Origin of the sequence: Roseateles terrae (assembly GCF_014192155.1) — a bacterium.
Lineage (GTDB): Bacteria > Pseudomonadota > Gammaproteobacteria > Burkholderiales > Burkholderiaceae_C > Roseateles > Roseateles terrae.
Genome location: NZ_JACHXO010000001.1, coordinates 1,258,594 through 1,272,901, shown reverse-complemented (window position 1 = coordinate 1,272,901; position 14,308 = coordinate 1,258,594). Strand labels below are relative to the sequence as shown.

At 68.2% G+C, this 14,308-nt stretch carries 18 protein-coding genes; 15 read left to right on the top strand and 3 right to left on the bottom strand.

The features are described 5' to 3' along the window. Nucleotides 1-72 precede the first annotated feature (72 nt). Nucleotides 73-399 (bottom strand): hypothetical protein, encoded by a 327-nt coding sequence (locus FHS28_RS05345; protein ID WP_088448745.1) that lies wholly within the window; start codon nucleotides 397-399, stop codon nucleotides 73-75. A gap of 142 nt (nucleotides 400-541) precedes the next feature. Between FHS28_RS05345 and FHS28_RS05340 the strand changes: the two genes are divergently transcribed. Beyond that, a complete protein-coding gene (locus FHS28_RS05340) occupies nucleotides 542-1,810 on the top strand; it encodes a hypothetical protein (RefSeq protein WP_184294186.1) in 1,269 nt (422 codons plus the stop codon). Between the two features lie 125 nt (nucleotides 1,811-1,935). Here the strand turns inward: FHS28_RS05340 and FHS28_RS05335 are convergent, their stop codons facing one another. Continuing rightward, nucleotides 1,936-2,634: a winged helix-turn-helix transcriptional regulator gene (locus FHS28_RS05335; protein WP_088448747.1), complete on the bottom strand. Its 699-nt coding sequence runs from the start codon at nucleotides 2,632-2,634 to the stop codon at nucleotides 1,936-1,938. A gap of 94 nt (nucleotides 2,635-2,728) precedes the next feature. Continuing rightward, on the bottom strand, nucleotides 2,729-3,508 hold the full coding sequence (locus FHS28_RS05330; protein ID WP_088448748.1) for a lytic transglycosylase domain-containing protein: 780 nt from the start codon (nucleotides 3,506-3,508) through the stop codon (nucleotides 2,729-2,731). A 215-nt stretch (nucleotides 3,509-3,723) separates the two neighbouring features. Between FHS28_RS05330 and FHS28_RS05325 the strand changes: the two genes are divergently transcribed. The 14 genes from FHS28_RS05325 (at nucleotide 3,724) to sctN (ending at nucleotide 14,308) form a co-directional block, all read left to right on the top strand. Further along, the gene (locus FHS28_RS05325) at nucleotides 3,724-3,924 is read left to right on the top strand and encodes a hypothetical protein (RefSeq protein WP_184294184.1); all 201 of its coding nucleotides are present in this window, start codon (nucleotides 3,724-3,726) and stop codon (nucleotides 3,922-3,924) included. A 16-nt stretch (nucleotides 3,925-3,940) separates the two neighbouring features. Continuing rightward, nucleotides 3,941-5,983, top strand: a complete 2,043-nt coding sequence (gene sctC / locus FHS28_RS05320) for a type III secretion system outer membrane ring subunit SctC (protein ID WP_088448750.1) — start codon at nucleotides 3,941-3,943, stop codon at nucleotides 5,981-5,983. A 29-nt stretch (nucleotides 5,984-6,012) separates the two neighbouring features. Then, nucleotides 6,013-7,068, top strand: coding sequence for a hypothetical protein (locus tag FHS28_RS05315; RefSeq protein ID WP_088448751.1), 1,056 nt, complete (start codon nucleotides 6,013-6,015; stop codon nucleotides 7,066-7,068). Next, nucleotides 7,068-7,331 (top strand): hypothetical protein, encoded by a 264-nt coding sequence (locus FHS28_RS05310; RefSeq protein ID WP_088448752.1) that lies wholly within the window; start codon nucleotides 7,068-7,070, stop codon nucleotides 7,329-7,331. The genes FHS28_RS05315 and FHS28_RS05310 overlap by 1 nt, the downstream gene beginning before the upstream one ends. Before the next feature lie 38 nt (nucleotides 7,332-7,369). Continuing rightward, nucleotides 7,370-7,801: a hypothetical protein gene (locus FHS28_RS05305; RefSeq protein ID WP_088448753.1), complete on the top strand. Its 432-nt coding sequence runs from the start codon at nucleotides 7,370-7,372 to the stop codon at nucleotides 7,799-7,801. A 126-nt stretch (nucleotides 7,802-7,927) separates the two neighbouring features. Beyond that, nucleotides 7,928-8,137 carry a hypothetical protein gene (locus FHS28_RS05300; RefSeq protein ID WP_147306992.1) on the top strand — a complete coding sequence of 70 codons (210 nt, stop codon included), beginning with the start codon at nucleotides 7,928-7,930 and terminating at the stop codon, nucleotides 8,135-8,137. Nucleotides 8,138-8,217: 80 nt separating this feature from the next. Further along, nucleotides 8,218-8,433, top strand: a complete 216-nt coding sequence (locus FHS28_RS05295) for a hypothetical protein (protein WP_184294182.1) — start codon at nucleotides 8,218-8,220, stop codon at nucleotides 8,431-8,433. Between the two features lie 55 nt (nucleotides 8,434-8,488). Beyond that, nucleotides 8,489-9,697, top strand: coding sequence for a hypothetical protein (locus FHS28_RS05290; RefSeq protein ID WP_088448755.1), 1,209 nt, complete (start codon nucleotides 8,489-8,491; stop codon nucleotides 9,695-9,697). A 123-nt stretch (nucleotides 9,698-9,820) separates the two neighbouring features. Next, complete coding sequence (locus FHS28_RS05285; protein ID WP_088448756.1) at nucleotides 9,821-10,330, top strand: HrpB1 family type III secretion system apparatus protein; 510 nt, start codon at nucleotides 9,821-9,823, stop codon at nucleotides 10,328-10,330. Between the two features lie 75 nt (nucleotides 10,331-10,405). After that, a complete protein-coding gene (locus tag FHS28_RS05280) occupies nucleotides 10,406-10,798 on the top strand; it encodes a hypothetical protein (RefSeq protein WP_088448757.1) in 393 nt (130 codons plus the stop codon). 8 nt (nucleotides 10,799-10,806) lie between these two features. Beyond that, the gene (gene sctJ / locus FHS28_RS05275; protein WP_088448758.1) at nucleotides 10,807-11,598 is read left to right on the top strand and encodes a type III secretion system inner membrane ring lipoprotein SctJ; all 792 of its coding nucleotides are present in this window, start codon (nucleotides 10,807-10,809) and stop codon (nucleotides 11,596-11,598) included. A 2-nt stretch (nucleotides 11,599-11,600) separates the two neighbouring features. Continuing rightward, complete coding sequence (locus FHS28_RS05270; protein ID WP_088448759.1) at nucleotides 11,601-12,260, top strand: type III secretion protein HrpB4; 660 nt, start codon at nucleotides 11,601-11,603, stop codon at nucleotides 12,258-12,260. After that, on the top strand, nucleotides 12,254-12,955 hold the full coding sequence (gene sctL, locus FHS28_RS05265; RefSeq protein WP_088448760.1) for a type III secretion system stator protein SctL: 702 nt from the start codon (nucleotides 12,254-12,256) through the stop codon (nucleotides 12,953-12,955). The genes FHS28_RS05270 and sctL overlap by 7 nt, the downstream gene beginning before the upstream one ends. Nucleotides 12,956-12,958: 3 nt before the next feature. Further along, nucleotides 12,959-14,308, top strand: coding sequence for a type III secretion system ATPase SctN (gene sctN, locus FHS28_RS05260; RefSeq protein WP_088448761.1), 1,350 nt, complete (start codon nucleotides 12,959-12,961; stop codon nucleotides 14,306-14,308).

The following is a 14,308-nucleotide window of genomic DNA, read 5'->3' as shown; positions in this document are numbered from 1 at the left end:
GCCGGTCATCCGTCGGTCACGCACAGGTCACGGACCCGGTTGAGAGTGGGCCGGCATTCATCGCCGGACCTCTCACATGAAGCTCAATTCCTCGACCCAGTCTTTGCCGGATCTTTCACAGGCGACGGCGCAAGCGTCATCCCAGGGTGCCGTGTCCTTGCCAATGCGGGACCTGCGCCCATCGACGTCAGACGGCACGGGGGTTCCCATGACGCCGCGGCCGGGGGAGTCGAACGCGCCGTATCGGCGGATGTCGGAGGACGCCACCGGACTGACGCGTCGGCCGTCGATGAGTGGATCGCCGACTTCCACGGCATCGGTGCTGGCGCCGCGGCAGTCGCTGGAGCGGCTGCGGTCGGGGGGATCGTCCTCGCAGGGCAGTCCGAAGCCTTCAGCCACCCCTGCAGCCACGCACGGCGGGGTGGCCCGGACGCCAATCCCGACGCAAACGCACTCGGTTGCGATGCACAGCGACGCATCGATTCACAGGGGCGGATCCATTCACAGTGCCGGCGCCACGCCGAACGAGGTTGCTATCACGATGCCGCTCGACGCCCCTGCAAGCGCGACAGGCGCGGGCGACACGACGGCGCACCACGGTCCTCCCCAACACGCCAACGGCGCATTGTTCTTCCTCGCCCAGAACGTGCGCCACGCGATTCCGGTGGCGGGCGTCCGCACCGTCGTCCAAGGCGTTGTCGCGCCAGAGCTCGCGCGTGCCGTCGCCACGCATCCCTCGGCCGCGATAGCCGCTCAGGCCGGGCTGACCGCCTGGTCGTTGGGCCGCCGGGTGCTGTCGCAGATGCACAGCGAGCGCAACGCCACCAAGGCCAACGAAGGCTTCAGCGGCGACATCACGAAGTCGGGCAACAGCCTGTCCCGGCAAGTGTGGCAGGGTGTTCAGTCGCTCGGCATTGTGGGCGGGGATGCAGTGGCACTGGGCCTGACCATCGCTTCCACCTTCAAGCCCGAACTCATCCCGGTGGCGCAGGCCGCTGCGTCGCTCCAGATGGTGTCGCACCTGCAGGCGCAGGTCCGCGAATTCGCCCGCCCGATGATCAACACAGTCCACGTCGGCAACGAGGAAGGCGTGAAGCCGCCGGATGGCCGCAACCTGCGCGGCCAGGATGTGAACCTGTCGATGAAGGGCACCTTCGGCCTCGCGACGGCCGGCATCGACATGCTGGCGCAGATGGCGATGCAGAGCACGCTGGGGGGTGCCCCGGCCTGGAAAGCAGCGCGGGGCCTGGCGGTCAAGGCCGGTGCGATTGCGGGCGCCGCCAACATGCTGACCTCGTCGGTGGAAGATCACCTGGTGGAAACCGCCCAGGCCAAACGGATGCAGGGCACCGACCGGTCACACGTGCGCCATCTGCATCTGGAATCCAAGAATCCGCTGAAGCGCCATGAACTGGAACGTCAGTTCGAGCGAGTTGATGCGCGGGTATTCAACACCATCGTCCCCGGCATGATCGCCATCGGCCTGATCCAGGCGATGCGACCGGCGATGGAGCAGGCAGGCTGGAAGGACCACCAGCGCCAGCCCGCCGAAGCGGGTCTGCACGCGGCCGTGGTGGGTTTGATGGGCGGTGCGTTGCTGGCGTACACCGTCGCGGCCTATCAAATGAACGATGCCATCCGCAAGCCGGCGAAGAAGGCAGACACGGACAATGGCACCGCACCCGCTGCCGGTGTGGCGGGCCTTGAAGACGCCAATGCCGTGAGTGCCACTGCCACCGCCGCTGCCGCTGCGGCTGCCACTGCCGCCACCGCGTCGCCGCGAATCTCCGACGCGAGCGATCGCGTGTGAGCGGGCGCTGCGCCGCTGGGCCACTGCTTCGTGGCGCATCTCCTGGTGCACGCGCGGCTGGGCGCCGTGCACCTCCGGCCATGCCCCGCAGCTGGTCAGGCGATGGTGCCGGACGGAGGCCCGACTCAAAGCTCCAGCCGATACCCCACGCCATACACCGTCTGGATGCGCGGCGCCGGCGGCGCATCGTGCCGGGAAAAGCGCGACCGCCGACCCTCCGGATCCAGCTTCAGGCGCAGCTTGTAGACATGCTGCTCCAGCGTGCGCTTGCCGACGTCGCCGGACCGCCCCCAGATCTCGGTACTTAAAGTCTGGGTACTCACCACGCGGCCCAGGTTCTCGAACAGCGTCCAGGCCAGGGCGAATTCACGCGCCGTGAGGCTGACCTCACGAGCGCCGGTGGAGAGGCTTTGCGTGGACGCATGCAGCGAATACGGACCCGCCTTGAGCGAACTGGCCCGCAGGCCGTCGCTGCGGGCCTGCACCCGCGCACGCAGCCGGTGCACCAGCGGCCCGGCGCCGTCGGCAAGGACGGCGTAGTCGTCCGCGCCGCGCTGCAGGGCGCGGGAGATGCCGATGGAATCCCCCAGGCCGAGCACCACGATGGGCTGCACGCGACCCGCATGCAGCCGCAGGCCGGACAACCAGGCTTCCACCTGGCTGTCGTGGTCCTCCAGCAGCACGGCGTCGGCACCGCCGTCGCGCAGCGCCACCAGCAGCGGGCTGAGGTGGCTGAAGGACAGCACTTCGCAGCCGGCATCACGCAGCGCCTGGGTGGCAAAGTGTTCGAAGGAACGGGTGGGGCAGAGAGTGGCGACTTTCACGGGGACCTTGAAAACCGATGATGTGCCTCACTGTCGCCAATGCCGGTGTTTCATGTCCTTAAAGCAACATTAACTTTCATTTATGCCCCCTTGGTCAGGGGGTGAGAGCGCTTTCAGGCACGCCAGCGAGTGCGGTGATCCGGCGAACGTAGTCTTCCGTTTCGGCGAAGGGCGGCACCCGTTCACCATAGCGCTGCACTGCGCCTTCGCCGGCGTTGTAAGCCGCCAGCATCAGCGGGAGGCGGCCGTCGTAGCGGTCATGCAGCATGCGCAGATGACGCACGCCGACGTCAATGTTGATGCGAGGGTCCAGCAGGTCGGCGGCACTGCGAACGCCGTAGCGGGCAGCGGTCGCCGGCATCAGTTGCATGAGGCCCAGCGCCCCCTTCGGAGACCGCGCATCCGTCCGGTACCGCGACTCCACAAACATCAGGGCCGTCACCAGGCTCGGGTCCAGCTGATGGCGCAGGCTGGCGGACTGCACCAACGGTGCCAGCTTGGGGGGCAGGGTGGCCAGGGCGGTGGGGGTCAGGCCTTCATCACCCCAGCGGCCCCTCGCGACGCCCGGGCGGTCCCCGCGCGCAGGGGCTTCGATCACACGGGCGGCGAAGCCCACCCACGGCGGCGCCTCCTCCATCGCGCCGGGCCTCACCGGGGCCACGGCGACCTGCACCACCGCACAGTCCTGCGCCAGCTCGGGGTGACGCTCGCGTGGATCTTCGATGAGCAGGTGCACGCTGCCGTCCACCAGCGTGCATCGGAAGCGGGTGGCGGTGTCCTGGGCCCATGCGGCCGACACTGACAGCGCCAGGGTCACGGCATACGACAGGCGCGCGCCCCAGTGGAGGCAGAGAACGAGCGGGCGTTCGTTCATGGTGGCGATGAAGAGCAATGAGGCATTCACCGTAGCCCCGGCGTCCCCGCGAGCGTCAGCCGCAGGCGAAGGCGCGGACGCCGAGGCGAATGTCGTCTGGCGGCCTGCCGCGCGATCCCTCACTTCGCGTGCTGCGCCTGCACTTCGCCTGCGGCGCGGGCACTGACACGACCCATGCCTATCGTCTGCTCACTTTCATCGCTCCAGGAGCTCACATGTCCGCCGTGATTGCCCCCGTTGTTGCTGCCGTTGCCCAGACCGCCACCAGCGCGGTGACCGATGCCGCCACCAACAAGCTGGAGACCCTGATGGGTCAGCGGATGTTCATGCAGTTCCAGCAGGGCCAGCAGGCGATGAACAAGTCGATGTCCAAGATGACAGACCAGATCAAAGCCTCGATGCAGGACGAAGAATAAGCAGCGTGGTGGTGTGATGCCCGGTCCTTCGAGCCTGTCCTTCCGTCGGCCCCACGCGCTCACCACGGCGCTGTGTGGCCTGTCCCTCGGCTGCGCACTGGCCGCGCCGCAATCGCCTGGCAGCACGTCAAATCCGTCGAGTGGGTCGACCCAGTCGTCCCCTTCTCCGTTGAATCAGTCGTCGCCCGCAGCGGCCTCGGCGGCAGGCACCACCGCCACGACTGGTGCGACCTCCAGGACACCGGCCAAGGTCACCAAGACCGCCCGCGCCCCGTCCCGTCAATGGCGCAGCCCGCGCTTCGTCTACAAGGCCGAAGGCAAGCGGGTGAACGAGGTGCTGCTGGACTTCGCGGCCAGCCAGGGCCTGCCCGCCGTGGTGGCCGAGGGCATCGACGGTACGGTGCAGGCCAGCTTCGACACCACCCCGGAGAAGTTCCTCGAATCCATGAACCGCGCTTACGGCGTGATCTGGTATCACGACGGGACCGCCCTGTATTTCTATCCCGCCAGCGCGGTGCAGAGCCGTCTGTTCCGTCTCAAGGGCTTCCGCCGCGAGCAGGTGACCGATCTGCTCGAGTCGCTGCAGCTGGGTGACGCCCGCTTCCCGCTGCGCTTCAACGCGGCCGAGAGCACGCTGCTGGTGTACGGTCCTCCGCGCCATGTGGAGCTGATTGCCGCCGCCATTGAGTCGCTGGATGTGGGCGCGATGGAGCGCAACCGCAAGGCGGTGCGCGTGGTGCCGCTGCGCTTTGCATCGGCGGGTGACCGGGTCTTCGGCCAGACACGCATCCGCGGCGTGGCCTCGATCCTGACGTCGCTCTACAGCCCCGGCAATGCGGTGCAGGGCCCAGACAACGAGGCCAACAGCCTCGTCGAGGTGCAGCCGGAAAAGCTGCGCGCCCTGCAAGGCGTGATGGGCCGCGACAACCGCCTGGCCGACGTGATGGCCCGCAAGCCCGGCCAGGTCACGGCCGGTCAGGCCTCTACCCCCGGTGCCGGCGGCAAGGCTCCGGGCTCGAATCGCGGGCTCGAAAGTCCGGTGGACGATGACTCGCCGCCCGTCTTCCAGGCCGACGAAGGCACCAATGCGGTGATCATCCACGGCCGCCCCCAGCGCATGGATGAGTATGTGGAGCTGATCCGCCGCCTGGATGTTCAGCCGGTGCTGGTGGAGCTGGAAGCCACCATCATCGATGTCAGCAGCGACAGCATTGATTCGCTGGGCATTGACTGGAGCGTGCGCGGCAGCAAGGGCAGCTTCGGCGTGGCCCAGCCGCCGGGCGCCAGCAGCGGCACCTTCACCCTCAGCACGCTGTGGTCGAACGCCGGCCGTGAGCTGATGGCGCGGATCGATGCGCTCAGTGCCCGCGGCAAGGCGCGGGTCATCGCCAAACCGAAGGTGCTCGGAGTCGCCAACCGACCTGCCGTCATGCGCGAGAAGCGTGTGGTGACGGTGCGCGTCGCCGGCAACCTGGAAGCCAACCTCTATCAAGTGGAGGCCGGCACCCTGCTGCAGGTCACGCCGCAGATCACCTCGGTGCCGGACAACGGCGGTGTGTCGCGGCGCATCAAGCTGTCGCTCTACATCGAAGACGGCAACTTCGAGACCGACCGCGTCGACAACGTGCCCATCGTCAAACGCACCGAGATCATGACCGAGGCCCATGTGGGGGAGGGGGAGAGCCTGCTCATCGGCGGCATCACCACCACCAGCCAGTCGTCGCAGCGGGATGAGGTGCCGGTGCTGGGGCGGGTGCCTGTGCTTGGCGGTCTTTTCCGTCACACCAACGAGCAGGCCGGGCAGACGGAGCGCCTGTTCCTCATCTCGCCGCGAGTGATTCGCGAGCCGTCGCTGGCGCCGATGGACGGCGCTGTCGGGCGCACCGGTGGCTCCGGCACGGCGACGCCTTCATCGACTGCTGCCGCCTCGTCCTCGTCGTCATCTGCGCCTGCATCGACGCTCGCATCCTCGCCCAATGGCGTCACGCTGCCGCCCGTCCCCGCCCGCCCCGCCGCCACATCGACGCCGGACTCCTTCCTGCAAGGCAGTGGCGGCTGACCCCGTCGCACGAACCTGATTCGCAAACCATGAAGCAGCTTCGCATCCTCACAGGCCAGCATGCCGGCGTGCAGCTACGGTTGACCCGTCAGCACTATCGCATCGGCAACGACGACGAGGCTGACCTGCAGATCACCGACTGGACGCAGCCGCCGCTGCTCCTGATGTTTGAGGAAGAGGGTTCTGACGTGTCTCCCGCGCTTCATCTGATCAACGACGAAGGACAGCCCGCCGACCTGCTGGGCCGTCTGCAGGACTTCCTGCCGCGTCGATTCGGTGAGGTGGTGCTGTGTGCCGGTCCCGAAGGGGCTCCCTGGCCCGGCGACATGACCCTGATGGATGCCCTCATGCGGCCTGCGGCCCACGAGGTGGCGAGTGGCAGGTCCGGGCAGGACGGCGTCGCCACGACGGATCTCGCAGGTGCTTTGAGCGCCCGCACCACCAAGCCCCGCTGGATGATCAGCGCCGTGGTCGCCGCAGCGGCGCTGCTCGCCGCGATGAGCGCGGTGCTCAGCACCCAGACCGCCGCATCGCCCACCCCGCGCCTGGATCCGATGGAACAGGTGGCGGGTGCCTTGCGTCAGGCCGGCGTTCAGGGGCTGGTGGTGCGCCGCGTGGACCAGCGCCTGGTGGTGGAGGGTCTGCTGGCCGGCAGCGCCGAGATGGCTCGCACCCGCGCTGCGCTGCAACCCTTCGGCGAACAGCAGCTGCTGCATCGATATGCGTCCGCTGCGGACATCGTCCGCCAGATCGGTGATGCGCTGAACCGTCCCGGCCTGCAGGTCCAGTATCGCGGCCAGGGCGTGTTCGCCGTGGTCGGAGAAAGCGCCGACCCCACCGGCCTGCGGGACGAGGTGCGCCGCATCAGCGCCGACATCGGCCCGCTGGTGCGCCGCATCGACGTGGCGGTGGAGCAGACGCTGCCCACGGCCCGCGTCCGCATGGGCGCCATGCTGGGCGGCGATGGTCTGCGCTACGTGCAGACGGCTGACGGCACCAAACATTTGTCGCTGTGGACCCCACCGGAGGACGGCGCTGCCGTGCCGGGGGATCCGTCTTCTTCATCCCCCATCGGAGAACCGTGATGGACCAAGCCCTGGAGCAGACCGTGTTCGCGGACCTCGCGCACATCGAAAAGACCCTGACCGATGACCTCAGCGGCGAGCGCACCCGCGCCATGCTGAGCTACTTCGACCAGGTCACCCGCAGCACCGAAGCCCATCTGCAGACGGCGCTGCCGGATGCGGAGCGTCAGCTGACGTCGCAGCTGATCGAAGGCTTCCGCGCTTCCCAGCGCATCGTGCGGCATGTGTGGGAAACCATCCACACCGCCTCGCTGCCCGCCTGAGGCACCCGCGCGTGTCCACCGTGTCAGGAGACCTCGAGATGAGCACAGATGCGATGCCGGCCGGCCTCTCGCCCGCCGGGCAGGGTTACCCGCTGATCTACCGCAACCTGATGGCCGTGGGCCTGCTGGGCGCGGTCTACCGGGCGCGGGAGGACGCCGCCACCGTCAGCGCGGCAGTGGAACTCACGCTCGACGACCCGACGCCTTACCGCGTGTGCCGGGCGATCGCCCAGGGCATCGGTGGCGACGCCGAATACGCCGCGGCGACGCTGGGCGAGCATGTGGAGTCGCATCCCGAGGACGAAGGCGCCAAGGTGGCCCTGGCCACCGCCTTCCTGCTGGCCCGGGACGAACGCTGGCGCGCCATCCTCGATGAGGTGCTCGCCACCAGCGCCGACCAGAACGTCCGCCAGGCCGCCAATGGCGTGCTGGCCCACGCCGCGGCCCGTCAGCCGGCGCATCCGAACTGACGCGGCCCAGGCCATTGCAATGTCTGCAACGAGTGTCGACGGGGTGAATGGTTCATCCCGTCATCTTCAGCGCCCACCGGCGCTTTTCAACCCCGGAAGTTCGCTTCCGACATCAAGGAGAGAGTCATGAGCAGTTCTGCAGCAGGTATCTCGGGTGGTGCATCCGCTGGCGCTTCCGCCACCATGGACCAGATGATGGGTCAGATGGAAGCCCAGAACATCCAGCAAATGAAGAACAACCTGCAGATGGGCCGCATGAGCCAGGAAGCGGCGATGTCTGAAGCGCTGGGCAAGAAGTTCAAGGCCGCTGGCGACAGCGTCAAGGGCCTGGTCTGACGACGCGGCAGGTCCGTCGGTCCTTCACGGGCCGATGGGCCTGTCTCACGCGGTCCCACGTGCGCCGCAAGGAGATTCCCATGTCCTCAATGAATGCGGGCGCCGGTCTGGGCGCTTCCGCTTCGGCCGGCGCGTCCGCCACCGCTGAAGCTTTGATGGGCCAGCTGGCCGTGCAGAGCAAGCAGGCGATGGCGAACAACCTGGCCATGGGGCGCATGAGCCAGGAAGCGGCCCTGTCTGAAGCCCTCGGCAAGAAGTTCAAGGCGGCCGGAGACAGCGTCAAGGGCCTGGTCTGACGCGCGCCGGGTGCACGGCAGGTCACCGCATTCCCTTTCAGTCGGAGCGAACAACATGAGCATGACGATTCAATCGCCGCTGAACATGGCCTTGCAGGGCATCCAAAGCCCCCTGGCCGGCCTTCAGCAGGCATTGCAGGGGTTGCAACAAGGCCTCCAGGGCCTGCAGCAGCTGCTGCAACCGCTGGAGAACCTTCTCAAGAATCCATTGGCCAGCGCCCTGAGCGGCGCGGGCCAGGGCGTGGCGCAGGCCCTGGGTGGCCTGGGCAACGCGGCCGGCTCGCCGCTGGGCGGGCTGGGCCAGGCCCTGGGCGGACTCAGCCAGGGGCTGGGTGGCCTGGGCCAGGCACTGGACAGTCTGACCCACGGTCTGACGCAAGGCCTGAATCCGTTCGGCCAGGGCGGCATGGGCGGCATGGGCCAGAACCTGCTCGGCGGCGCTTTTGGTCCGCAGGGCCTGGGCGGTGCCATCAACGGTCTGGCGCAAGGCCTCAATGGCGTCAACCAGGCCATCGGCGGTCTGGGTCAGGCGGCCATGGGCGGTGCCGGTGGCGCGCTGATGGACTCGCTGGGCAAGGCCATTGAAGGCCTGGGTAGTGCGCTGGGCGCCGCCGGGGCACTGGCCGGTACCCTCAACTACATGGGCACCAACGGCCAGGGCCCCATGACGCCGGACCGTGCCCTGCAGGCGTTGGCCAAAGGCATGCAGGACTCCGGCATGAAGATGCTCAGCGGCAAGGACATGGAAGATGCCGCCAACGGCATCCGTCCCAAGGGCATGAAGCCGGAAGCCTTCACGCCGGAATTCCAGGCCGCCTGCAAGTTCCTCAAGAGCGATGAGGGCAAGGACACGATGCGCAAGCTGGACACCGCCGATGCCGACAACGCCGGCAAGGGCCTGTTCAAGGGCAAGGCCGATGGCAACGTGGGCCTGGGCGATGTGACGGCAGCGCTGCAGAAGTCCGGTCTGGACGCCGGCCAGCGCGAAGCGGTCGCCACCCTGCGCGAGAACTTCAACGCCCTGTCCAAGGACGGCAAGACCTTCGACATGAACACCGTGCGCGATGTGGCCAACGGCATGAACATGCCGGACGGCAACCGTCCCAGCGGTGAGCTGATCCGCGCGTGCCAGAAGTTCATGCAGGACACGGCGCTGAACCTGGCGACGGACAACGCCCAGAAAGTGGGCGAAGGCAAGTTCAACCAGCAAGGCGACCAGAAGTACAGCATGAAGGATCTGGACAAGACGCTGGCGCGGGCCTGATCCGCGTGGTCTGCGTGATCCGCCCGATCGGGCGGATCCTCCTGATCCCAAAGGGTCCCCGGCGCCGTCCTGCCGGGGCCCGTTTCCCCACCCCCAAGTCCCTGAACCAGCCCAGGAGCTGTCATGATCGATTCCTCGTTGCAACGCAAAGACTTTGTGTCCGGCCTGGTGGGCCTGGTCAGCCTGGCGGTGGACCGCGAACGGCTGGACGATGCCGACACGCTGCTGGCCGCCGTGCGCCAGTTGCGCCCCAAGGTGGCCCAGCTCGATTTCTTCGAAGCATGGATCGCGATGAAGCGCGGCCACTGGCTTGATGCCATGCGCACCCTGCGCGGCCTGGATGCCACCGCGCCGGAATGGGCGATGGCCAAGGCCTTCCTCGCGTATTGCCAATTCGCCACGGGCGATCAGGCCTGGCGCGCCACGGCAGAAGACGTGCTGCAGAGCGCCACCCATCCGGAAGCCCTGGACATGGCCCGCACCCTGCTGCATCCGGAAGAAGCCGAGCGCGAAAGTGCCGAGCAGGAGGCGGACAAGCACGCTGGCACCAGCGGCTCCACCGCGCCCAGCGCATCGCCGGCGGTGATGCCGCTGTCGATCGATCTGTCGCAGATGGCCTACATGCGGGCCTGAGCATGGGCCACTGAGGATGGAGCACCGTGCACCGAGCACCGTGCCATGAATACCGAGCACACAGAAGGAGCAGCCATGACCGATCCCATCCAGGCGATCTCCGCGCAGGACGTGCTGAAGCAGGCCGCCGGCACCACGCCGGATCTGCAGGCGCAGGCCCAGCGCTTCGAGCAGCTGATGGCGCAGCAGCCGCAGCCCGATGCGGCGGCGCAGCGTCCACAGGCCGTGTCGGCGGCGGACTCGACCATGGGCCGGACGCTGCACACGCTCGATGACGCGTCACGTCAGGTGACGGCGGACATGCAGCGCTTTGTCGCCGAGGCGCCTCACATGGACCTGCAGACCCTGACGACCCGCTCGATGGAGTTGAACCTCCAGGTGGCCACCCAGGGACTGCAGTTCACCGCCTGCACGTCGGTCGCGCAGAGCAGCAAGAACGGCCTGCAGACCCTGATGAAGAACCAGTGAGAGCTGCCATGCGTGCCTGTGCCATCCTGCTTCTGCTGGCGCTGCTGTCGGCCTGCAAGACCGACCTCTACACCAAACGCACCGAGGCCGAGGCGAACGACATGGTCGCCGCGCTGCTGCAGCGCGGTGTCGAGGCCGACAAAAAGACCGGCGACGGAGGCAAGACCTGGAATGTGGCGGTCGATGAGAAGGACGTGGTGAGCGCGCTGGACATCCTGCGCGCCAACGGACTGCCCAACGACAAATACGTCTCGCTGGGCGACATGTTCAAGAAGGAAGGCCTGATCTCCACGCCGACCGAGGAACGGGTGCGGTTCATCCACGGGGTGTCGCAGGAGCTCTCCAGCACCTTGTCCAAGATCGACGGCGTGATCGTCGCCAAGGTGCACATCGTGCTGCCCAACAACGATCCGATGTCCACCACCGTCAAGCCGTCCAGTGCGTCGGTGTTCGTCAAGTACCGGCCGGAGATCGACGTACCGCAATTGGCGCCCTCGATCAAGAGCATGGTGGCGCGCAGCGTGGAGGGCCTCACCTACGACAACGTCACCGTCACACTCGTGCCGGGCGCCATGCTGCCGGCACAGCCGCGCCATGCCGGTTCGGACAGCACCTGGCTGTGGGTGGTCGGTGCGGGCGTGATGCTGCTGGTCATCGTGGGCGCAGGCGTGTCCTGGATGGTGTGGAGGCAGCCCGCGTGGCTGCCCGCCGCGCTGGCCAGGCGGCGTGGCGGATCCGCGGCTGCCGGCGCTGCGGATCCCGCTGCCGGCGCCCTGGTGCCGGCACCGGGGGGAGACTGACGATGGCCGCCGTCCTCATGCCATCGGGCGTGACCATCGAGCGTCTGGCGGGCTGGGCCGTGGCCTTTGAAAACAAGCTCTGCGGCCTGGCCGACGACCTCGACGTCGGCTGGCGCGAGCCGCTGCTGTCGCCCTGGGCCTTCATGGAAGCGATGCCCGGGGAGCGCGCAGCGGCGCTGTGGCCGCGCCTCTGGCAGGATCGCCTCGGCCAGGAAGGCCCCTGGCCGCGTCTGGACCGGTTCGAAGAGCCCTGGACGCGCCTGTGCCTGCTGCCGCGCACCGAGCTGCTGCACCGCCTGTGTGTGCTGGCGCTGGCGCGCCGTCCGGGCGTGCTGCGCTGCTGCATTGACCGCCAGGTGAGGCTGCCGCTGCAGCGGGCGCTGGGCGACAGCTTTGCGATGCTCGGCACGTTCAGTGCGCAGGGCCGCCCGGTGGATGCCGCCCAGGCGGCCTGGTCGCCTGTGGAATGGGCCTGTGTGGGATTCCTCGACTGGACCGAAGCCCTGCGCGAAGACACCCCGCTGATCCGCACGCTGGTGCGGTGGTCGCTGCCCCGGCAGATGCTGGAGTCGCGACTGGCGGCCGGTGCAGTGCCGGCGGAACGGTCGGCCGCTGCTGCCTGGCAGGCGCTGGCGCAGGCGGGCATGGAGTGGCCATGCTGATCTGGTGGCGCGGACCGGAGCCCGGCGCCGATCTCACTGGCGTGCCGCATGGCGTCCTGCGCCGGGACCAGCTGGAGGCGCTGCGCGACCACACCGCGCTGCTGCGGGAAGCCCGCGATCAGGCCGACGCCTTGCTGGCACAAGCCCGCCAGGAAGCGGCCGCCCTGCGCGCACAGGCCGAGCGGGACGCTGAGGCCCTCTGGGCCCAGGCCCAGGCGCGCATCGAGCAGGCCTGTGAAGCCGGTCGGGCCGAGGGCGAGCGGCAGGCGGCCCTGGCCTGGCACGAGCGGCAGGCCGGACACCTGGTGCAGCAGGCGGACGCCGTCCGCGGCCTGCACGAGAAGCTGGCCGAGGTGGTCACCAGTGCGGTCGAGCGCATCGTGCACAGCGGCGACCGTGCGGCGCTGTTCCAGCGGGCGATGCGCAGCGTGCAGTCGCTGTCCCGCTCCGCCACGGCGCTGACGCTGAAGGTGCATCCGGATGACGCCGAAGCCGCTGCCGAGGGTGTGCAGGCGGTCGCGGCCCTCCAGACGGCAGGTCTCAGTGTGGACGTGGTGGCCGATCCGGCGCTGCCGGTCGGCAGCTGCGTCTTTGAATCCGATCTGGGCGTGGTGGATGCCAGCCTGGACACCCAGCTCACCGCCCTGCGCCAGGCCATGTCCCGGGCGGTGCACCGTGCGGTGGCGGAGGGCTGAGCGATGAATGCGCCGGAGCGGCGGGCCTCGCTGCACCTGGACGACCTCGGTCGCTGGATGGAGCTGGAATGGGCCGGCACCCAGACCCTGCAACGCACCGGCAAGGTGACCGAAGTCATCGGCACCCTGGTGCGGGCGGGGGGACTGAATGCGCAGGTCGGGGAGATGTGCCATCTCATCGACAGCAACGGCACGCTGCTGCAGGTGGCCGAGGTCATCGGCTTCTCCCAGGGGCAGACCATCCTGTCGCCGTTCGGCTCCATCCTGGGCGTCGCTCCCGGGCGCACCCGCGTGGTGGGTCTGGGGGACATCCAGCGCGTGCCCGTGGGCGACGCGCTGCTCGGACGCGTGGTGGACAGCCTGGGCCAGCCGGTCGATGGCGGCCCGCCGATCGTCTGCGAGGAACATCGTCCGGTGTTCGCGATGCCGCCCAGCCCGATGTCCCGCGAGATGATCGAACATCCGCTGCCGACCGGTGTGAAGATCATCGACGGCATGATCACGCTGTGCGAAGGCCAGCGGATGGGCATCTTTGCGCCGGCTGGTGTCGGCAAGAGCACGCTGATGGGCATGCTGGCCCGCGGCACCCAGTGCGACATCAGCGTGATTGCGCTGATCGGGGAGCGGGGTCGCGAAGTGCGCGAGTTCATCGAGATCATCATGGGTCCGGAAGGCATGGCCCGGTCGGTGGTGGTGTGCGCCACGTCGGACCGGTCGTCGATCGAGCGGGCCAAGGCGGCGCATGTGGCCACGGCCATTGCGGAATACTTCCGTGACCGCGGTCAGCGGGTGCTGCTGATGATGGACTCGCTGACCCGCTTTGCCCGGGCCCAGCGGGAGATTGGCCTCGCGGCGGGCGAGTCTCCCGCGCGGCGGGGGTATCCGCCGTCGGTGTTTGCGGAGATCCCGCGTCTGCTGGAACGCACCGGCATGGGCGCCAACGGCTCCATCACGGCGCTCTACACCGTGCTGGCGGAGGACGACAGCGGCAGCGACCCGATTGCCGAAGAGGTGCGCGGCATTCTGGACGGTCACCTGATCCTGTCCCGCAAGATCGCGGCCCGCAATCAGTATCCCGCCATTGATGTGCTGGGCAGCCTGAGCCGGGTGATGTCGCAGGTGGTGCGTCCGGAGCACCAGACGGCCAACGGCGGCCTGCGCAAGCTGATGGCCAAATACGACGAGATGGAGCTGCTGATCCAGATGGGCGAATACAAGCCAGGGGGCGATGCGCTGGCCGATGAAGCGGTGCGCAAGCAGGCGGCGATCCGGGAGTTTCTCAACCAGGCCACCAGCGACCTGCGACCCTTTGAACAGACCATCGCCGAGCTGACGGCGCTGGTCAACGGATAA